Source organism: Streptomyces sp. NPDC088915, from assembly GCF_044749825.1.
Taxonomy (GTDB): domain Bacteria; phylum Actinomycetota; class Actinomycetes; order Streptomycetales; family Streptomycetaceae; genus Streptomyces.
Window position 1 is genome coordinate 304,799 of sequence record NZ_JBIVIR010000001.1, and the last position, 18,737, is coordinate 323,535.

The window sequence follows — 18,737 nt, forward strand, 5'->3', positions numbered from 1 at the left end:
GGACGGGATCCGTCGTCCACAGGCTTTGGACAGCGGCCCCCTCCCGGCCCCCTCGCCCCGTACTCTGGACCCCGTAACGAACGGAAGGGGCGGTCGACGTCATGTACGGCTGGATCTGGCGGCATCTGCCTGGCAACGCGGGGGTGCGGGCGCTGATCTCGATCGTGCTGGTCCTCGCGATCGTCTACGTCCTCTTCCAGTACGTGTTCCCCTGGGCGGAGCCACTGCTTCCGTTCAACGATGTGACGGTGGACGGCCAGTGAGCGCGCGAATTCTCGTCGTCGACAACTACGACAGCTTCGTCTTCAACCTCGTTCAGTACCTCTACCAGCTCGGTGCCGAGTGCGAAGTCCTCCGCAACGACGAGGTCGAGCTGAGCCACGCCCAGGACGGCTTCGACGGCGTCCTCCTGTCGCCCGGCCCCGGCGCCCCCGAGCAGGCCGGGGTCTGCGTCGACATGGTCCGGCACTGCGCGGAGACCGGCGTGCCCGTCTTCGGCGTCTGCCTCGGCATGCAGTCGATGGCCGTGGCGTACGGCGGCGTCGTCGACCGCGCGCCCGAACTGCTGCACGGCAAGACCTCGCTCGTCACGCACGGGGGCCGGGGCGTCTTCACGGGCCTGCCCTCGCCGTTCACCGCGACCCGCTACCACTCGCTGGCCGCCGAGCCCTCCGCCCTGCCCGCCGAGCTGGAGGTCACCGCGCGGACCGAGGACGGCATCATCATGGGCCTGCGCCACCGCGAACTCCCGGTCGAGGGCGTGCAGTTCCACCCCGAGTCCGTCCTCACCGAGCACGGCCACCTGATGCTCGCCAACTGGCTGGAGGAGTGCGGGGACAAGGGGGCGGTCGACCGGTCGGCGGGCCTCGCGCCGGTGGTGGGCAAGGCCGTCGCGTGACGGAGGGCTCGCCGTGGTTCCGGGCGACGCACGAGCCGAGGCGGGAGCCGACACCGCGGAAGGGGCACGCGCCCGGGGACGGGTACGCGCCGGGCGGTGCGCACGGATCGGGCGGCGAGTACGGAACGGGGGACGGCCACGTACCGGGAGGCGGGTACGTACCGGAGGCGGAGCCGCGCGCGGCGGCCGACCCGTACGCGCCCACCGGGCCGTACGCCCCCGCCGCAGACCCGTACGCACAGGCCGGCGCGTACGCGCCCGCCGCCGATCCGTACGCGCCCGCCGCCGATCCGTACGCGTCCCCGGAGACGTACGCCCCAGCCGAGACGCACGCCCCCGCCGAGACGTACGAGCCCACCGGTCCGTACACGCCCGCCGAGGGCCCCCACGAGCCCCCCTACGGGCCGTACGGCGACGAGCAGGCTCCGGGGCGCCGGTCCGACGAGACGGCGGTCCTGCCGCCCGTCGAGGACCTCCCGGGGCCCTCGGAGCCTCCTGAACCCCCCGAGACGGGCTCCGGGCGAGCTCCCGGGCCCGGGCGGGCCGAGCGGCGCCGTGCCGCCGCCAAGGGCGGCCGGGGGAGGGGCCGCAGGGGCGCCCCGCCCGCCGCCGCGGCGAAACCCGCCGCGCCCCTCTCCCGGGTCGAGGCCCGGCGGGCCGCCCGCGAGGCCAAGGACAGCGTCGGCGTCGTCGCCAGCCGGATCGTCGGCGAACTCTTCATCACCCTCGGCGTCGTCATGCTGCTCTTCGTCACCTACCAGCTCTGGTGGACGAACGTCCTCGCCGGCCAGGAGACGAACCAGGCCAAGGAGCAGATCGAGGACACCTGGGCCAAGGGCGAGGACGAGCCGGACGTCTTCGAGCCCGGCGAGGGCTTCGCCATCATGTACATCCCCAAGCTGGACGTCGTCGTCCCCGTCGCCGAGGGCATCGACAAGACCGAGGTCCTCGACAAGGGCATGGTCGGCCACTACGCCGGGGGCGGCCTCAAGACCGCCATGCCCTCCGACGAACAGGGCAACTTCGCGGTCGCCGGCCACCGCAACACGCACGGCGAGCCCTTCCGGTACATCAACCGGCTGAAGCCCGGCGACCCGATCGTCGTCGAGACCCGGAACGCGTACTACACGTACGAGATGGCGAGCATCCTGCCGCAGACCTCGCCCTCCAACGTGTCCGTGATCGACCCCGTCCCGAAGGGGTCGGGCTTCACCGAGCCCGGCCGGTACATCACGCTGACCACGTGCACGCCCGAATTCACCAGCACGTACCGCATGATCGTATGGGGCAGGCTCCTGGAGGAACGTCCGCGCAGCAAGGGGAAGCCCGAAGCGCTCGTAGGCTGAGACCCCACACCTCCGGACGGGACGACAGGACGACCTAAGTGGCACGAGCGCGCAACCGGATCGCCGGGATCATCAGTGTCCTCGGCGAACTCCTCATCACGGCGGGCCTGGTGCTCGGTCTCTTCGTCGTCTACTCGCTGTGGTGGACCAACGTCCTCGCCGACCGTGCCGCCGACCAGGACGGCGCCCAGGTCCGCGACCACTGGGCCGACGACGCCCCGGGCGCCCTCGACACCCGGGACGGCATCGGCTTCCTGCACGTGCCGGCGATGGGCGACGACGAGGTCCTGGTGAAGCGGGGCACCGACCCCTCCGTCCTCAACAACGGCGTGGCCGGCTACTACACCGACCCGATCAGGGCGGCGCTCCCGCAGGAGAAGCAGGGCAACTTCACGCTGGCCGCGCACCGGGACGGACACGGGGCGAAGTTCCACAACATCCACAAGTTGAAGACCGGGGACGCGATCGTCTTCGAGTCCAAGGACACCTGGTACGTCTACAAGGTCTACAAGACCCTGCCCGAGACCACGAAGTACAACGTGGACGTCCTCCAGCCCGTTCCGCAGGAGTCCGGCAGGACCGGGCCGGGCCGCTACATCACGCTGACCACCTGCACGCCCATGTACACCTCGGACTACCGGTACGTCGTCTGGGGCGAACTGGAGCGCACGGAACGGGTCGACCGCGACCGGACGCCCCCGGCGGAGCTGCGCTGATCCACTCCCGCTCACGACGGACGGGAGAGCCCCGGCATCCGATCTTCCGGATGCCGGGGCTCTCCCGTCGTACGGGGCGGGCGATCAGTCGAACCAACCGCCGATGGCGTTGTTGCCGCCGTCGCCGCCTCCGTTGTTGTCACCGTTGTTGTTGTCACCGTTGTTGTTGTCACCGGGGTTGCTGGGCACTCCGCCGCCCGCGGTGAAGACCTCCACCGTGGTTCCGGTGTTGACCGGGGTGTTCGCAGCCGGGTTGGTGGCCAGCACCAGCGCGTCCTCCTTGTCCGAACCCTTCTGGACGACCGTCAGGCCCATGCCTTCGAGCTGCGCCTTGACGTCCTTGAAGGGGCGGTTCGTGAGGCCGTCCGGGATCGTGACCTGGGTCTGCTGCGGGCCCTTGGAGACCTTCAGCGTGACCCGGACGTCCTTCGGCTGGTTCGAGTCGCCCTGCGGGGTCTGGTCGACGACCGTGCCCGCGGGCTTGTCGGAGTCGACGTCCTCCCTGACCACGTTGGTGAAGCCGACCGTGTTCAGCTGCTGGACGGCCTGCTCGTAGGCGCGGTCCTTCACGTTCGGAAGCTGCGAGAGCTTCTTCTTCGCGATGGTGATCGTCACCTCGGAGTTCGTCTCCGCCTTGGTGCCGCCGCCCGGGTTCTGGCGCAGGACGGAGCCGGGGTTCGCGTCGGACTCCTCCTCCTCGACCTTGACCTTGAAGCCCTTGTCCTCCAGGGACTTCGTGGCCCGCTCCTGGGACTGCTCCTGGACGTCCGGGACCTCCACGAGCGGCGCGCCCTCGGAGACGTACACCTTGATCGTGTCGTCGGGCTCCAGCTTCGTGACGCCGTCCGCGACCGGCTCCTGGCGGCAGATGGCGCCGGTGGGCTGGTCGCAGCGCTCGGTGCCCGCCTCCTGGACCTTCAGGTTCACGTTGGCGGCGTGCTTCGTCGCGACGTCCAGCTTCTCGCCGACCAGCTGCGGCACCGTGACCGGCTCCGGGGCGTCCTTCTTGTCGAAGATCGCGACGCCGATGAAGATCGCGCCGATGAGCACCAGGACGCCGGCGAGGGCCAGCAGGATCGTCGAGGTGTTCGACTTCTTCTGGCCGCCGCCGCGACGACGGTCCGGACGGTCGTCGTAGCCGTAGCCGCCGTCGTTCGGGTTGATCGGGGGCAGCATGGCGGTCTGGCCGCCGGGGTCGGTCTGGCGCAGGGCCGTGGTCTGCTGGTCCTCCGGCGGGTAGCCGCCGTAGCCCCCGCCGTACGCGGGCGCGGACGCCATGCCCATCGCGGCGGCGGCCGCGACCGGCTGGCCGTCGAGGCAGGCCTCGATGTCCGCGCGCATCTCGTCGGCGGACTGGTAGCGGTAATCGGGGTCCTTGACCAGCGCCTTGAGGACGATGGCGTCCATCTCGGGCGTGATCTCGGGGTCGAAGTTGCTCGGCGGCTGCGGCTCCTCGCGGACGTGCTGGTACGCGACCGCGACCGGGGAGTCGCCGATGAACGGGGGGCGGACGGTGAGCAGCTCGTACAGCAGGCAGCCGGTGGAGTACAGGTCGGAGCGGGCGTCGACCTGCTCGCCCTTGGCCTGCTCCGGGGAGAGGTACTGGGCCGTGCCGATCACCGCGGCGGTCTGCGTCATGGTCATGCCCGCGTCGCCCATGGCGCGCGCGATGCCGAAGTCCATGACCTTGACCTGGCCGGTGCGCGTCAGCATGACGTTCGCCGGCTTGATGTCGCGGTGCACGATGCCGGCGCGGTGCGAGTACTCCAGCGCCTGGAGGATGCCGACCGTCATCTCCAGGGTGCGCTCGGGCAGCAGCTTGCGCCCGGAGTGAAGGAGCTCACGCAGGGTCGACCCGTCGACGTACTCCATCACGATGTACGGGATGGAGACCCCGTCGACGTAGTCCTCGCCGGTGTCGTAGACCGCGACGATCGCCGGATGGTTCAGCGAGGCGGCGGACTGTGCCTCACGGCGGAACCGGGCCTGGAAGGACGGATCACGGGCCAGGTCGGCCCGCAGCGTCTTCACGGCGACGGTGCGGCCGAGCCGGGTGTCCTGGGCGAGGTACACCTCGGCCATGCCACCACGGCCGAGCACCGAGCCCAGCTCGTACCGGCCGCCGAGGCGACGCGGCTCTTCCATAGCTAATCCAGCCCTCTCCGTCTGTCCCGACCGCACCCATGGGTGGTCCGGCGGTGTGTGCTGTTCGCGCATACGCTACCGGCCCCGGGAAGGCGTTCCGCCCGGGGCCGGTAGCTGATACCCGACCGGTACCTGGCCCGCACCGGACGGGGGCCGGGCCGGGACCGGGTGGGAAAGGTCAGCCCCGGGTCTTCAGGACCGCCTTCATCACGGCCTTCGCGATCGGGGCGGCCAGACCGCCACCGCTGATGTCCTCGCGGTTGGTGCCCTCGGAGTCCTCGACGATGACGGCGACCGCGACCGGGGAGCCCTCGGCGGTCTTCGCGTACGAGATGAACCAGGCGTAGGGGCGCTTGGCGTTCTTCTCGCCGTGCTGGGCCGTACCCGTCTTGCCGCCGACCTTCACGCCGTCCATCTTCAGGTCGGCGTTGCCGCCGGTGCCCTCGGTGACGACGTTCTCCATCATCTGCTGGAGCTTCTGGGCGGTCTCCTGCGAGACCGGGCGGCTCATCTCCTCGGGCTCGTTCTGCTTGATCAGGTCGAGGTTGGGGGCGCGCAGCTGGTCGATCATGTACGGCTTCATCAGCTTGCCGTCGTTGGCGATCGCCGCCGTGACCATCGCCATCTGGAGCGGGGTGGTCGCGGTGTTGAACTGGCCGATGGAGGAGAGCGCGTTGCCGCCGCGGTCGGCCTTCTTGTCGTAGACGGAGGCGGCGGAGCGGACCGGGGTGAACTGCTCGGCGTTGAAACCGAACTTCTCGGCCATCTCGACCATCTTGTCGCGGCCGACGTCGTCGCCGAGCTTCGCGAAGACCGAGTTGCAGGAGATCTCCAGCGCCCGGTTCAGGCTGGCGTTCGCGCAGCCGCTGGCGTGGTTGACCATCTCCTTGTTGGAGAGCGGGATCTTCCAGCCCTCGGGGGTCTTGGTCGGCGCGTTGATGTCGCTGACCTTGCCGTTCTCCAGCGCGGCGGCGGCGGTGACGACCTTGAAGACGGAGCCGGGCGGGTAGATCTCGCGGAGCGCCCGGTTCAGCTTCGGCTTGTTCTTGTCCTTCTCCAGCGCGACCCAGGCCTTCTCGTCCTTGCCGGAGTAGCCGGCGAAGGAGGAGGGGTCGTACGAGGGGGTGGAGGCCATCGCCAGGATCTTGCCGGTCTTCGGCTCGATGGCGACGACGGCGCCGGTGTTGTTGCCCAGGCCCTCGAAGGCGGCCTTCTGCGCGGCAGCGTTCAGGGTGGTGACGACGTCGCCGCCCTTCTTCTTCTCGCCGGTGAACATGGCCAGGGTGCGGTCGAAGAAGAGCTGGTCGTCGTTGCCGGTGAGGATGCCGTCCTCGATCTTCTCGATCTGGGTGGCGTCGTAGGCCTGCGAGGCGTAGCCGGTGACCGGGGCCCACATGGGTCCGTCGACGTAGGTCCGCTTGTACTTGTAGTACTCGTCCTTGGAGTCCACGGAGCCGGTGATCGGCTTGTCGCCGACGATGATGTTGCCGCGCTCGTTGGCGTACCGCTCGATGCGGACGCGCGTGTTCTTGGCATGTGTGGTCAGCTCGTCGGAACGGACGAACTGCACCCAGTTGTCCCGCAGGAGCAGGGCGAGGATGAGCAGGCCGCAGAAGATCGCGACCCGTCGCAGCGGCTTGTTCACGGACGGACCACCTGGGTCATCTCGGCGTCGGGGGACGGGGCGGGCGCGGGCGCGGGACGGCGCGCGGTGTCGCTGATACGGATCAGGATGCCGATCAGGGCCCAGTTGGCGATCACCGAGGAACCGCCGTACGCGAGGAACGGCATGGTCATGCCGGTGAGCGGGATGAGCCCCAGGACACCGCCGGCGACGACGAAGATCTGGAGCGCGAAGGCGCCGGAGAGGCCCATCGCGAGCAGCTTGCCGAAGGGGTCGCGGGCGGCGAGGGAGGTGCGGATGCCGCGCTCGACGATCAGCCCGTAGAGGAGCAGGAAGACCATCACGCCGGTGAGGCCGAGCTCCTCGCCGACGGTGGCGAAGATGAAGTCGGAGTTGGCGGCGAAGCCGATGAGGTCGGAGTTGCCCTGGCCGAGGCCGGTGCCGAGGATGCCGCCGGAGCCGAAGGACATCAGGACCTGGGTCATCTGGTCACAGGCGTACGCCATGTTGCTGCCGGCAGGTGCCGTCTTCAGGCACTCGAAGGGATCGAGCCAGGCCGCCACACGCGACTGGACGTGGCTGGCGAAGGAGCTGACGGCGACCGCGCCGCCCGCCGCCATCAGCAGACCCATGACGATCCAGCTGGTCCGCTCGGTCGCCACGTACAGCATGATCACGAACATGCCGAAGAACAGCAGCGAGGTGCCGAGGTCGTTCTCGAAGACCAGGATGAGGAGGCTGACCGCCCAGATCGTCAGGATCGGGCCGAGGTCACGGCCACGGGGCAGGTAGAGCCCCATGAAGCGGCGGCTGGCCAGGGCCAGGGCGTCCCGCTTCACCATCAGGTAGCCGGAGAAGAAGACCGCCAGGACCAGCTTGGCGAACTCGCCGGGCTGGATCGAGAAGCCGCCGACCCGGATCCAGATCTTGGCGCCGAAGCTGTCCGTGCCGAGTCCCGGCACGAGCGGCAGCAGCAGCAGGACGAGGGCGACCACCATGGAGATGTACGTGTAGCGCTGGAGGACCCGGTGGTCCTTGAGCAGCAGCAGCACGCCCACGAACATGGCGATGCCGATCGCGGAGTACATCATCTGGCTCGGGGCGTCCGGGCTGAAGCTCTTGTAGAGCCGCATCGAGGTGGCGATCAGCCGCGGCGACTGGTCGAGTCGCCAGATCAGCACCAGGCCCATGCCGTTCAGCAGGGTCGCCAGGGGCAGCAGCAGCGGGTCCGCGTACGGGGCCCACTTGCGGACCACCAGGTGCGCGACGCCCGCGAGGAGGGCGAGGCCGAGTCCGTACCCGAGCATGCCGGCCGGGACCTTGCCGTCGATGGCCAGGCCGACGTTGAGGTACGCGAACACCGGGATGACGACGGCGAACGCGAGCAGCGCCAGCTCGGTGTTGCGACGGCTCGGCGCCTCGATCGCGCCGATGGTGGTCGTGTTGGTGACAACGCTCATGGTGGTGAAAGGCCCCCCTACGGGTGCTTACTGCTTGCCGCAGTTCGAGGCCAGCTTCTGCTCCTCCCCGGTGAGGGTGGGACCCGGGGACGGAGCGGCTGTGGTGGGCTTGGAGTCGGGGGTGGCGGTGCCGTCCGGCTTCTGGACCGGCGGCTTGCTCGCCTGGTCGGCGGCCTTCTCGGCGGCGGCGCGGCGCTGCTCGGTCTTCTTGCAGGCGGAGGCCTGCACGGCCAGCTCGGAGATCTTCGTCTCGGCCTTGCCGAGGCTGCCGCCCGCGATCGTCTCCTCGACCTGCTTCCGCTGGTAGGCGGGGAGGTACTTGAGTTCGATCTCGGGGTGGTCCTTCTCCACCTTCGACAGCGAGACCCACGCCAGGTCCTGGCTGATGCCCTGGTAGAGCGCCACGTGCTGGTCCTTGGACCCCACGAAGTACTGGGTCTGCGTCCAGCGCCAGCCGCCGTAGAGGCCGCCGCCGAGGAGGGCGAGGACCAGGGCGAGGAAGAAGCAGCGCTTGAGCCACTTGCGGCCCTTGCGGGGCTTGACGAAGTCGTCGTCGGTGTACGACTCGAAGGAGCCCTCCGGGGGCATCCCGTCGTAGTCCCGGCCGTCGCCGCTGCCGGGCGGGCCGAAGCCGCCGGCCGGGGGCTGCCGGTGGGCGGCGTGGCGGCCGAGCCCGGAGGCGCGGCCGGCCGGGGTCTGCATGGCCCCGCCGTCGTTGAGCTGCGCCTGGTTCTCGGCGACCGCGCCCACGATGACCGGGGTGTCGCTGAGGTGGCCGGCGAGGGTGTCGCCGCCGTCGACGTCGAGGACGTCGGCGACGATCACCGTGATGTTGTCGGGGCCGCCGCCGCGCAGCGCGAGCTGGATCAGCTCCTGCACGGTCTCCTGCGGGCCCTGGTAGCTGGCGAGGGTGTCCTCGAGGGTCTGGTGCGAGACCACGCCGGACAGGCCGTCGGAACAGATCAGGTAGCGGTCACCGGCCCGGACCTCGCGGATGGAGAGGTCGGGTTCGACGTGGTCGCCGCTGCCGAGCGCGCGCATGAGGAGCGAGCGCTGCGGGTGGGTGGTGGCCTCTTCCTCGGTGATCCGGCCCTCGTCGACGAGCCGCTGGACCCAGGTGTGGTCCTGGGTGATCTGGGTGAGGACGCCGTCGCGGAGCAGATAGGCGCGCGAGTCGCCGACGTGCACCAGGCCGAGCCGCTGGCCGGTCCACAGGAGGGCAGTGAGCGTGGTGCCCATGCCCTCCAGCTGCGGGTCCTCCTCGACCATCATCCGCAGCTGGTCGTTGGCGCGCTGCACCGCCGTACCGAGCGAGGTGAGGATGTCGGAGCCGGGGACGTCGTCGTCGAGCGTGACGAGGGTGGAGATCACCTCGGAGGAGGCGACCTCGCCGGCGGCCTGGCCGCCCATGCCGTCGGCGATGGCGAGCAGCCGGGGACCGGCGTAGCCGGAGTCCTCGTTGCCCTCGCGGATCATGCCCTTGTGCGAGCCCGCGGCGAATCGCAGCGACAGACTCATGCGCACCTGCCCTGTCGACGCCGCATCGGGGTACGGCCGGTCTCGACCCACACTGCCCACCCTCCGGTCGCTCCGGTCGCTTCGGTCGCTCCGGACGCTTCAGCCGCTTCGCCCGGGAGCGCGGCACGCCCCGCGACGGGGACCGTCCCGGCTCGCTCGCTCCGCTCACTCATTGTCGTACTACTTCCGCAGCTCGATGACGGTCTTGCCGATGCGGATCGGCGCGCCCAGCGGAATCGGCGTGGCGGTGGTGAGGCGGGCCCGGTCGAGGTACGTGCCGTTGGTGGACCCGAGGTCCTCGACGATCCACTGGCCGTCCCGGTCGGGGTAGATCCGGGCGTGCCGGCTGGAGGCGTAGTCGTCGTCGAGGACGATCGTCGAATCGTGCGCCCGGCCCAGCGTGATCGTCTGGCCCTGGAGGGCGACGGTCGTGCCGGTGAGGGTGCCCTCGGAGACGACGAGTTTGGTCGGGGCGCCGCGGCGCTGGCGGCCGCCCGTGCTCTGCTGCTGGCCGCGCTGCTGCGGGGGCGCGGACGCCTGGCGCGCGGCCTGCTGGGGCCGCGCCTCCTGGCGCCGCGAACCGCGCTGGGTGACCCGCGTACCGAAGAGGTCACTGCGGATGACCTGGACGGCCACGATGACGAACAGCCACAGAACGGCCAGGAAACCCAACCGCATGACCGTCAGGGTCAGCTCTGACATTGCCCCCGCTTCACCCTTCGGCTTGCCGGTAAACGATGGTGGTGCTGCCCACGACGATCCGCGAGCCGTCGCGGAGCGTAGCGCGGGTGGTGTGCTGCCCGTCCACCACGATGCCGTTGGTGGATCCGAGATCCTGGATCGTCGAGGGCGTTCCGGTCCGGATCTCGCAGTGCCGGCGGGAGACGCCGGGATCGTCGATCCTCACGTCCGCGTCGGTGCTGCGGCCGAGGACCAGGGTCGGGCGCGAGATCTGGTGGCGGGTGCCGTTGATCTCGATCCAGCGGCGCACCTGGATGCCCGCTCCGCCGTGGGTGGCGGGGCCGGGCATGGCGCCGGGACGGCCGGCGGCGGCCTGCGGCCGGTGGCCGGGCGCGCCGGGAGGCGGGGAGGCGGGCATGGGCGGGGCGCCGGCCGGGGGGTACCCGTAGCCGTCGCGGCCCTGCTGTCCGGCCGCGGGCGGCTGCGGCTGTGACGTGCTCGACGCCAGCGTGCGGCTGCGGACGCGGTACAGACCGGTGTCGAGGTCCTCGGCCTTCTCCAGGTGGACCTTGATCGGCCCCATGAAGGTGTACCGCTGCTGCTTGGCGTAGTCCCTGACCAGACCGGCGAGCTCGTCGCCGAGCTGGCCGGAGTAGGGACTGAGACGCTCGTAGTCCGGTGTGCTCAGCTCGACGATGAAGTCGTTGGGCACGACGGTCCGCTCGCGGTTCCAGATCTGCGCGTTGTTGTCGCACTCGCGCTGGAGCGCGCCGGCGATCTCGACAGGCTGGACCTCGGACTTGAAGACCTTGGCGAAGGTGCCGTTGACCAGACCTTCGAGACGCTGCTCGAAACGCTTCAGGACTCCCATGGGGCACCTCCTCCGTCGTTGTCGTCCTGGTACTGCTTACTGATCGTATCCACGCGTCGGGAAATCGGCTGGTTCCCCTTCTCTGCCCTGTGGACGAGTGTCACCTCTCACAGGTTGCCCCCACGGATCGTAGAGGCGGCCTGTGGACAGTGTCCCGCACCCGGCTGTGGAAGCGAGGGCTCGGTCCGGGGTCCGGGCGGTCCGTCCCCGTTCCTCCCTCTCCCCGGGACCTCCTCTCCCCATCCCTCCCCGTCTCCTCCCTCCCTCCCTCCCTCCCTCTCCTCCCCCCGCTCCCTTCCCTGTCCGTCCTCTTCTGCTCCGCCCTACCCCCGTCCACCCTCCTGTCACCGCCTCCCCCTGGTCACCTTGGTCTCCGCGAGCGGAGCCGAAACAACGGATGTGAATCCACGGTCTGCGGCGTGCTAATCTTCTGATGTCGCCAGGCGCTCCCACCGAAAAAGTGAGAGGGTCCGGAGCACACCCAATGCGCGGGTGGCGGAATAGGCAGACGCGCTGGATTCAGGTTCCAGTGCCCGAAAGGGCGTGGGGGTTCAACTCCCCCCTCGCGCACCAGGAGCATCGCTCCAGCAGTACCGATGAGAAGGCCGACACCATGAAGATGGTGTCGGCCTTCTTGCTTTTCCCGGTGTCCGGCGTTCGGTCCGGCGCCCGGTCCGGCGCCCTGGTGTGAGTTACTCCACAGGATGCGACCTTCGTCGTGAGCGGGTGGGACGAAAGAGGGAAGGCCGGCGCCGGGGCCCGTGCCTAGGGTGCGGGCGTGAACGCTATGTCGAAGTCGGGGGACCGGGGTTCGTACGGGATCGGGGCCGCACTCGCCGCCGGGTGGGCCTGGTTCGCGGTGCCCGGGCAGTGGTCGGGGCGCAGGACCACCGGTGAGGTGGCGCTCGCCGTGGTCGTGGCGCTGCTCGGCGCCGGGACCGAGGAACTGCTGGGCGGCGCGGGGTGGCGGCTGGCGGGGGTCGCCGCCGGTGCCGCCGTGCTGTCGCTGCTGCGGCGGCGGCTCCCCGCGGGCGTGCTCGTCCTGACGGCGGCGCTCTCCCCCTTCTTCGCCGGGTTCGGACCGCTGCTGCTCGTGGTCGGCTGGTCGGCCGGCCGGTACATCGCGAGCGCCGGGCGGGCGCTGGCCGCGTTCATCGCCGCCTTCGTCCTCGACGTCGGGGGGACGCTCGTGGACACCTGGGACCGGCAGCGGCTCTTCACCGTCGTCTTCATGGCGACCCTCTACTACCTGGGGACCATCCTGGCCCCCGCGCTCGCCCACCGTTACTGGACCCAGCGGCGGACCCTGCTGCACGCGCTCCAGGAGCGCAACGCCCAACTGCTGCGCGAGCGGACCATGGTGGTCTGGCAGGCGCGGCTGCGGGAGCGGCAGCGCATCGCCCAGGACATGCACGACAGCCTCGGCCACCAACTGGCCCTGATCGCCGTGCACACGGGGGCCCTGGAGGTGGACCGGGAGCTGAGCGAGCGGCAGCGCGAGGTGGTCGGCGTCCTGCGGAACGCCTCGGTGACCGCGATGCACGAGCTGAGGGAGGTCGTCGGGATACTCCGCGACGGCGTCGGGCCGGCCGGCGGGCCCGCGGCGGCGCCCGCGCCCGCAGGGGACGAGACGGGGCGGGCGGCCCGGGGGATCGCCGGCATCGAGGGACTGGTGGCGGCGGCCCGAGCGGCCGGCACCGAGGTCGGGCTGCGGCGGTCGGGGGAGGAGCGTCCGCTCGCGCCGGCGGCCGACCACGCCGCGTACCGGATCGTGCAGGAGGCCCTGACCAACGCCTACAAGTACGCGCCGGGGGCGCCGATCGGCGTCGAACTCCGCTACGAGCCGGACGCCTTCGTGGTCGAGGTCGTCAACGAGGAGCCGGTGGACGGGCCCGGTGAGGACGTGGTGAGCGGTGGGCAGGGGCTGACCGGCCTCGCCGAACGGGCCCGTCTGGTGGGCGGCATGTGTCACGCGGGACCGGCCGACGCCGGCGGGTTCCGGGTGGCCGGGATGCTGCCGTACGGCGCGGCGCCGGTCGCGGAGGCGATGCCTTTGGTCGACGCGGCCGACGACTTCCGGCAGCAGACCACGAAGCCGCTGGTGGGCGATGGTCGTCCGGTCGTGGTCGGACCGGCCGACTGGACTTTCACCGAGCGGGAGTTGGCGATGGCGATGCGTGGGGGCAGGGGTACGGGCAGGGGGGTCGCGCTGGGGTGCGGGATCGCGTTCGCGGCGCTCGTCCTGCTCCTGGTGGCGGGGGGCTTCGGCCTCTACTTCCTGGTGGGATCCCTGGAGAAGGGGATGATCGACCCCTCGGAGTACGAGGCGGTGAAGATCGGGACGAGCGAGAAGGAGGTCCGCGACCGGCTGCCCTCGGGCGACTCGATAGCCACGGTGGGCCTCCGGGGTTCGGGGCCCGCGCAGCCGGAAGGGGCCGAGTGCCTGGTGCTGCTGTCCTCGGAGACGGGTGAGGACTGGAACGAGGAGCCCGTTTTCCGGTTCTGCTTCAAGGACGGCAAGCTGATCGAGAAGAAGTCGTACACGGCCGAGCAGCGGTAGCGCGGCCGCTCGTACCGGAGCCGTGGGGGAGAAGCTGTGGCAGGGCAGCCCATCAGGGTCGTGATCGCCGACGACGAGCCGCTGATCAGGGCCGGGATCCGGATGATCCTCAACTCGGACCCGGAGATCCAGGTCGTCGGGGAGGCGGCCGACGGGCGGGCGGCGGTCGAGGCGGCGCGGGCGCACGCGGCCGACGTGGTGCTGCTCGACATCCAGATGCCGGTCCTCGACGGGCTCTCGGCGCTGCCGGAGCTGCGGCGGGCGGCGCCCGCGGCCCGGGTCGTCGTCCTGACGACCTTCGGCGAGCGGGAGAACGTCCTGCGGGCCCTCGAGTACGGGGGCGCGGGGTTCCTGCTCAAGGACACGGCGCCCGCGGAGCTGATCGGGGCCGTGCGGGCGGCCGCCGCGGGGGACGCGTACCTGTCGCCGGCGGCGACCCGGCACGTGGTGGAGCGGCTCGCCAGGGGCCGGGAGGCGGCCCGGGCCGAGGAGGCCCGGGGACGGGTGGCGGCGCTGAGCGAGAAGGAGCGGGAGGTCCTGGCGCTGCTCGGGGAGGGGCTCTCCAACGCGGACGCGGGGAAGCGGCTGCACATGAGCGAGGGCACGGTGAAGACGTACGTGAGCCGGATCCTGGCCAAGCTGGACTGCGAGAACCGCGTCCAGGCGGCGCTGCTCGCGCGGGACGCGGGGTTGTAGTTGTAGGGGCATCCCCGGTGGGGAGAAGCGCGGGACCGGGCCGGGCCGGGCCGGATCAGGGTGAGGGGTGGTCCGGGAGGTCGTCCGTGCCGGCGTCGTTGTAGCGCAGGAGGTACGCGGCGAAGCGGGCGAGGTCCTCGGGCGACCAGTCCTTGAGGCGCTCCTGATAGGCGGCCCTGCGGTTCGTCCGGGCCGAGGCGAGGGCCTTCGTGCCCTCCTCCGTGGCGTGCAGGACCTGTACGCGGTGGTCGTCCGGGGCCGGTCGGCGTTCCACGAGGCCGAGCTTCTCCAGGCCGGCGAGCTGGCGGCTGACCGTCGACTTGTCCAGCAGGTAGTGGGCCGCCAGGTCGGTCGCGCGGCAGCCGTGCCGCTCCTCGATGTGGGCGAGGAGCGTGTACGAGACGAGCGGGAGCTCGGGGTGGACCCGGGCCGCCGCGGCGCGGGCCCGGCGGGCGAAGGCCGTCAGCTCGCGCTGGATGACGTCCAGGGACGTCTCACGGGGTGGTTCCGCGCCGCCGGTCATGGGGCCCCCTCGTCGTCGTGCGGACGCTGTTCGCCCACCACGGCCTTTTAGTTGTATAGTACAACGGTTCTTTAGTTGTAAAAGCCAACCATGGAGGTCTCGGTGTCCGCAGGACCGAACACCAGGGGAGCGTTGAAGCACGTCCTCGGGCATCTGCTCACCCCCCTGCTGATGTGCGTCGGCATGGGACTCGCCTACCTCGGCGCCTTCCACGCCCCCGAACCCCACGACCTGCGCGTCGACGTCGTCGGCTCGGGGCCCACGACCCAGGTCCTCGCCCAGACGCTCCAGGACAAGGGGGCGGGCGCCCTCGACGTCCGTACCGTCGCCGACCGGGAGACGGCCGTCATCGCGCTGCGCGAGCAGCACAGCTTCGGTGCCTACGTGCCGGGCGAGAAGCCCGAACTCCTCGTCGCCTCGGGTTCCTCCGACACCAGCGCCATGGCGGTCGAGAAGGTGTTCACCAAGGTCGCCGCCGCGCAGGACGCCCCGCTGAAGGTCACCGACGTGGCCCCCACCGCCTCCGGCGACCCCACCGGCCAGGGCGTCTTCTTCCTCCTGGTCGCCCTCAGCATCGGCGCGTACGCCTCGGTCGCCGTCATCGGCGGCGCCGGAGCCGTCCTGCCGATGCGGATCAGGGTCCTCCTCGCCGCCGGCATGTCGTTCGTCGTCAGCCTGATCGGCACCCTCTTCGCCGGGCCGGTCTTCCACCTGGTCGACCAGGGTCTCGGCGGGGTGTGGGCGATGTCCTGGCTGTACGCGGCGGGCATCCTCCTCGTCGGCGTCGGCCTGCACACCTTCCTGCGCCGCTGGACCACGCTCGGCGTGATGGTCCTCTTCGTCATGCTCAACTTCACCAGCTCCGGAGGCATCTACCGGCCCGAGCTCCAGCCCGGCTTCTTCGGCGCCCTGCACGCCTTCTGGAACGGCGCGGGCTTCGTCGAGGGCGTGCGCGCCCACGTGTACTTCGGCGGCCACGACCTCGGCGGGAACGTCCTCGTCCTCGCCCTCTGGCTCCTCGTCGGAGCCGCCCTCGTGGCCGTCGCGGGTCTCACGGAGGCGCGGCGTGCGAAGGCGGTCGTGAAGCCGGCCGCCGGGACGCCTGTCGAGGAGGAGAAGGCCGAGGTCGAGGGGGAGAAGGCCGAGATCGAGGAGGAGATGGAGGAGGCCGTCGCGGTCTGAGAACCGCTCGGCTCCGACGGCGGGTAACCGGCCCGGAGGGCTCCCGGGGAGTTGTCCACAGGTGCTCGTCCACAGGGGGAGACGACCGATCGGCGACGGCGGTACCGTCAGGGCCGAACGAGGACGAACATCGCATCGGGGGAGGGCGTCCCATGGACGTGATCACGGCTGTCGTGCCGGAACAGCGCGGTACGGGCGGAGTGCGGGACGTGGAGCGCGTCCCGCACGTGCCGGGGTTCGCGCGCCGGACGGCCGCGGGGACCGGAGCCTTCCCCAAGGAGCGGGGCAAGGAGCTGCGCGAGCGGGTCCCCCGCTCCTCGCACGCCCGACAGGTCCCCGTCGCCGACCGTCCGGACGCCGTCCGCGCCGTCGAGGAGTCGAACTTCGGCCGGGTCCCCGAGCTCACGCCGATACGGGTCGGCAGGATGGCGGCTAGCCCGTTCGCCTTCCTGCGCGGATCCGCCGGACTGATGGCCCAGGACCTCGTCGGGACCCCCGTCACCGGGATCGCCGCGCAGATCTGCGGCGACGCGCACGCCGCCAACTTCGGCCTCTACGGGGACGCCCGCGGCCGGCTCGTCATGGACCTCAACGACTTCGACGAGACCGTCGTCGGCCCCTGGGAGTGGGACCTCAAGCGGCTCGCCACCTCCCTCGTCCTCGCCGGGCGGGAGGTCGGCGCGAGCGAGGAGGTCTGCCGGGCCGCCGCCTTCGACGCCGTCGGCGCCTACCGGCGCACCATGCGCCTGCTCGCCCGCCTCCCCGCCGCCGACGCCTGGAACGCGATCGCCGACGAGGAACTCGTCTCCCACGCCGACGCCCACGACCTCCTCGGCATCCTGGAGAAGGTCTCCGCCAAGGCCCGCAACAACACCAGCGCCCGGTTCGCCACCCGGTCGACCGAGGTCGTGGCGGACGCCGAGGGCGGCGGCCGCAGGTTCGTCGACGCTCCCCCGGTGCTGCGCCGGGTCCCGGACGCCGAGGCGGCCCGGGTCGCCGCCTCCCTCGGCGCCTACCTGGAGACCGTGTCCGAGGACCGGCTGCCGCTCCTCGCGCGGTACGCCGTCCACGACGTGGCCTTCCGGGTGGTCGGCACCGGCAGCGTCGGCACCCGCTCCTACGTCGTGCTGCTCCTCGACCACCGGGGCGAGCCGCTGGTGCTCCAGGTCAAGGAGGCCCGGCCCTCGGTCCTGCTCCCCCACCTGCCGGCCGCGGGCTTCGCGGTGGAGGACGCGGGCCACGAGGGGAGGCGCGTGGTGCTCGGGCAGAAGCGGATGCAGGTCGTCAGCGACATCCTGCTCGGCTGGACCACGGTCGACGGGCGCCCGTTCCAGGTGAGGCAGTTCCGCAACCGCAAGGGCAGCGTCGATCCCGCCGCGCTCGCCGCCGACCAGGTCGACGACTACGGGCGGATGACCGGCGCCCTGCTCGCCCGCGCCCACGCCCACAGCGCCGACCCGCGCCTGATATCCGGCTACTGCGGCAAGAACGAGGAGCTGGACGAGGCGGTCGCCTCCTTCGCCGTCACGTACGCGGACCGCACCACGGCCGACCACGCCGAGCTGCTCTCCGCCGTCCGCTCCGGACGGGTGGCGGCCGAGCTCGGCGTCTGACTCCGCGCGGGGCCGGCGCCCCGGCCCCTTACGCTGGGAGGGTGACGAGCCGGAGCGAGGACAGCGACGTGGACCAGGGCCTGGAGCAGGGCGCGGACACCGGGGGCGACGAGCGGCCCGAGGCACGCCTCGAACGTGCCGTGCGGGCGGCCGAACAGGCGCTGATCGAGTTCGAGATCGCCGTCGAGACCTTCCGGGTCGAGGTGGAGAACTTCTCCCGGCTGCACCACCAGAAGCTCGGCCCGATGTACGCGCGGCTCGACGAGCTGGAGGCGCTGATCGCCGAGGCCCGGGCGGCGCGCACCGGTGACCCGGAGGACCTGCGGCGGGCCCAGGAGGCCCGGGCGGCGGTCATGCCGATGCCGGGCGTGGAGGAGCTGTTCCACGACTGGATCGACACCGACGGCCTCTCTCCCGAGGCGGCGGCCATGCTCACCGAGCGGCCGGTCCAGCCGCCGAAGCGGGTCCGGCCCGGTGAGGAGGCCCGCAGGCTCTACCGCGAGCTGGCCCGCAAGGCCCATCCCGACCTGGCCCGTGAGGAGGACGAGCGGAAGCGGCGCGAGGAGTTCATCACCCGGGTGAACGCCGCCTACGCCCGCGGCGACGAGGGGCTGCTGCGCGAGCTGTCCGCCGAGTGGGAGGCCGGACCGGCGCCGGCCGAGGAGCGGCTCAGCGAGAGCGAGGAGCTGTACGCGCGCCTGGAGTGGCTGGCGGAGCGCAAGGACATGCTGTCGGCGATGGCGCGCGAGCTGGAGGAGAGCGCGATCGGCGCGATGCTGCGGATGGCGCCGGACGACCCGGACCGGCTCCTGGAAGAGATCGCGGAGCAGCTGCTCGCGCAGGTCTCCGAGCGGGAGAACGAGCTGTCCGGCCTGGTGCAGTAGGTTTTCCGTGCGCCCGACTC

The 18,737-nt window shown here is 71.2% G+C and carries 16 protein-coding genes and 1 tRNA gene; 10 read left to right on the plus strand and 7 right to left on the minus strand.

The window, feature by feature from the left end; all coding sequences use genetic code 11:
* Positions 1 to 101 precede the first annotated feature (101 nt).
* The 4 genes from ACIP5O_RS01435 to ACIP5O_RS01450 are packed head-to-tail and all read left to right on the plus strand — an operon-like array spanning position 102 to position 2,960.
* Positions 102 to 263, plus strand: coding sequence for a hypothetical protein (locus ACIP5O_RS01435; RefSeq protein WP_185893351.1), 162 nt, complete (start codon positions 102 to 104; stop codon positions 261 to 263).
* Positions 260 to 898, plus strand: a complete 639-nt coding sequence (locus tag ACIP5O_RS01440; protein ID WP_401287141.1) for an aminodeoxychorismate/anthranilate synthase component II — start codon at positions 260 to 262, stop codon at positions 896 to 898. Before ACIP5O_RS01435 ends, ACIP5O_RS01440 begins: the two co-directional genes overlap by 4 nt.
* Positions 895 to 2,244 carry a class E sortase gene (locus ACIP5O_RS01445; RefSeq protein WP_401287144.1) on the plus strand — a complete coding sequence of 450 codons (1,350 nt, stop codon included), beginning with the start codon at positions 895 to 897 and terminating at the stop codon, positions 2,242 to 2,244. Before ACIP5O_RS01440 ends, ACIP5O_RS01445 begins: the two co-directional genes overlap by 4 nt.
* Positions 2,245 to 2,282: 38 nt before the next feature.
* Positions 2,283 to 2,960, plus strand: a complete 678-nt coding sequence (locus tag ACIP5O_RS01450; protein WP_401287147.1) for a class E sortase — start codon at positions 2,283 to 2,285, stop codon at positions 2,958 to 2,960.
* Between the two features lie 84 nt (positions 2,961 to 3,044).
* Here the strand turns inward: ACIP5O_RS01450 and pknB are convergent, their stop codons facing one another.
* The 6 genes from pknB to ACIP5O_RS01480 all read right to left on the minus strand — a co-directional run bounded on the left by pknB (position 3,045) and on the right by ACIP5O_RS01480 (position 11,259).
* Positions 3,045 to 5,105, minus strand: a complete 2,061-nt coding sequence (pknB, locus tag ACIP5O_RS01455) for a Stk1 family PASTA domain-containing Ser/Thr kinase (RefSeq protein ID WP_401287150.1) — start codon at positions 5,103 to 5,105, stop codon at positions 3,045 to 3,047.
* Positions 5,106 to 5,283: 178 nt separating this feature from the next.
* Positions 5,284 to 6,750, minus strand: a complete 1,467-nt coding sequence (locus tag ACIP5O_RS01460; protein ID WP_401287153.1) for a peptidoglycan D,D-transpeptidase FtsI family protein — start codon at positions 6,748 to 6,750, stop codon at positions 5,284 to 5,286.
* Entirely contained in the window at positions 6,747 to 8,189 is a 1,443-nt protein-coding gene (locus tag ACIP5O_RS01465) for an FtsW/RodA/SpoVE family cell cycle protein (RefSeq protein ID WP_356539583.1), read from the minus strand. The genes ACIP5O_RS01460 and ACIP5O_RS01465 overlap by 4 nt, the downstream gene beginning before the upstream one ends.
* A 27-nt stretch (positions 8,190 to 8,216) precedes the next feature.
* The gene (locus ACIP5O_RS01470; protein ID WP_401287156.1) at positions 8,217 to 9,707 is read right to left on the minus strand and encodes a Stp1/IreP family PP2C-type Ser/Thr phosphatase; all 1,491 of its coding nucleotides are present in this window, start codon (positions 9,705 to 9,707) and stop codon (positions 8,217 to 8,219) included.
* A 180-nt stretch (positions 9,708 to 9,887) separates the two neighbouring features.
* On the minus strand, positions 9,888 to 10,409 hold the full coding sequence (locus ACIP5O_RS01475) for an FHA domain-containing protein (RefSeq protein WP_351969798.1): 522 nt from the start codon (positions 10,407 to 10,409) through the stop codon (positions 9,888 to 9,890).
* 10 nt (positions 10,410 to 10,419) lie between these two features.
* A complete protein-coding gene (locus tag ACIP5O_RS01480) occupies positions 10,420 to 11,259 on the minus strand; it encodes an FhaA domain-containing protein (protein WP_401287159.1) in 840 nt (279 codons plus the stop codon).
* Positions 11,260 to 11,745: 486 nt separating this feature from the next.
* Between ACIP5O_RS01480 and ACIP5O_RS01485 the strand changes: the two genes are divergently transcribed.
* From ACIP5O_RS01485 to ACIP5O_RS01495, 3 genes are all read left to right on the plus strand, one after another.
* Positions 11,746 to 11,832 (plus strand) — tRNA-Leu (locus tag ACIP5O_RS01485).
* A gap of 214 nt (positions 11,833 to 12,046) precedes the next feature.
* Positions 12,047 to 13,819 carry a sensor histidine kinase gene (locus ACIP5O_RS01490; protein ID WP_401288098.1) on the plus strand — a complete coding sequence of 591 codons (1,773 nt, stop codon included), beginning with the start codon at positions 12,047 to 12,049 and terminating at the stop codon, positions 13,817 to 13,819.
* Positions 13,820 to 13,855: 36 nt separating this feature from the next.
* Entirely contained in the window at positions 13,856 to 14,515 is a 660-nt protein-coding gene (locus tag ACIP5O_RS01495; RefSeq protein ID WP_356539575.1) for a response regulator transcription factor, read from the plus strand.
* A 55-nt stretch (positions 14,516 to 14,570) separates the two neighbouring features.
* Here ACIP5O_RS01495 and ACIP5O_RS01500 read toward each other — a convergent pair whose 3' ends face one another.
* Positions 14,571 to 15,038: a MarR family winged helix-turn-helix transcriptional regulator gene (locus tag ACIP5O_RS01500; protein WP_401287162.1), complete on the minus strand. Its 468-nt coding sequence runs from the start codon at positions 15,036 to 15,038 to the stop codon at positions 14,571 to 14,573.
* Between the two features lie 90 nt (positions 15,039 to 15,128).
* Here ACIP5O_RS01500 and ACIP5O_RS01505 point away from each other — a divergent pair, with 90 nt between their 5' ends.
* From ACIP5O_RS01505 to ACIP5O_RS01515, 3 genes are all read left to right on the plus strand, one after another.
* Complete coding sequence (locus tag ACIP5O_RS01505) at positions 15,129 to 16,220, plus strand: hypothetical protein (protein WP_401287164.1); 1,092 nt, start codon at positions 15,129 to 15,131, stop codon at positions 16,218 to 16,220.
* 152 nt (positions 16,221 to 16,372) lie between these two features.
* Positions 16,373 to 17,833 (plus strand): DUF2252 domain-containing protein, encoded by a 1,461-nt coding sequence (locus ACIP5O_RS01510; protein ID WP_401287167.1) that lies wholly within the window; start codon positions 16,373 to 16,375, stop codon positions 17,831 to 17,833.
* A 41-nt stretch (positions 17,834 to 17,874) separates the two neighbouring features.
* A complete protein-coding gene (locus ACIP5O_RS01515; protein WP_401287170.1) occupies positions 17,875 to 18,717 on the plus strand; it encodes a hypothetical protein in 843 nt (280 codons plus the stop codon).
* Positions 18,718 to 18,737: the final 20 nt, after the last annotated feature.

Excerpts from the sequence above, each read along its gene's own strand:
- ACIP5O_RS01435 (WP_185893351.1), top strand. The coding sequence starts at position 102 with ATGTACGGCTGGATCTGGCGGCATCTGCCTGGCAACGCGGGGGTGCGG.
- pknB (WP_401287150.1), bottom strand. The coding sequence starts at position 5,105 with ATGGAAGAGCCGCGTCGCCTCGGCGGCCGGTACGAGCTGGGCTCGGTG.
- ACIP5O_RS01465 (WP_356539583.1), bottom strand. The coding sequence starts at position 8,189 with ATGAGCGTTGTCACCAACACGACCACCATCGGCGCGATCGAGGCGCCG.
- ACIP5O_RS01470 (WP_401287156.1), bottom strand. The coding sequence starts at position 9,707 with ATGAGTCTGTCGCTGCGATTCGCCGCGGGCTCGCACAAGGGCATGATC.
- ACIP5O_RS01475 (WP_351969798.1), bottom strand. The coding sequence starts at position 10,409 with ATGTCAGAGCTGACCCTGACGGTCATGCGGTTGGGTTTCCTGGCCGTT.
- ACIP5O_RS01480 (WP_401287159.1), bottom strand. The coding sequence starts at position 11,259 with ATGGGAGTCCTGAAGCGTTTCGAGCAGCGTCTCGAAGGTCTGGTCAAC.
- ACIP5O_RS01490 (WP_401288098.1), top strand. The coding sequence starts at position 12,047 with ATGTCGAAGTCGGGGGACCGGGGTTCGTACGGGATCGGGGCCGCACTC.
- ACIP5O_RS01500 (WP_401287162.1), bottom strand. The coding sequence starts at position 15,038 with ATGACCGGCGGCGCGGAACCACCCCGTGAGACGTCCCTGGACGTCATC.
- ACIP5O_RS01505 (WP_401287164.1), top strand. The coding sequence starts at position 15,129 with ATGGAGGTCTCGGTGTCCGCAGGACCGAACACCAGGGGAGCGTTGAAG.
- ACIP5O_RS01510 (WP_401287167.1), top strand. The coding sequence starts at position 16,373 with ATGGACGTGATCACGGCTGTCGTGCCGGAACAGCGCGGTACGGGCGGA.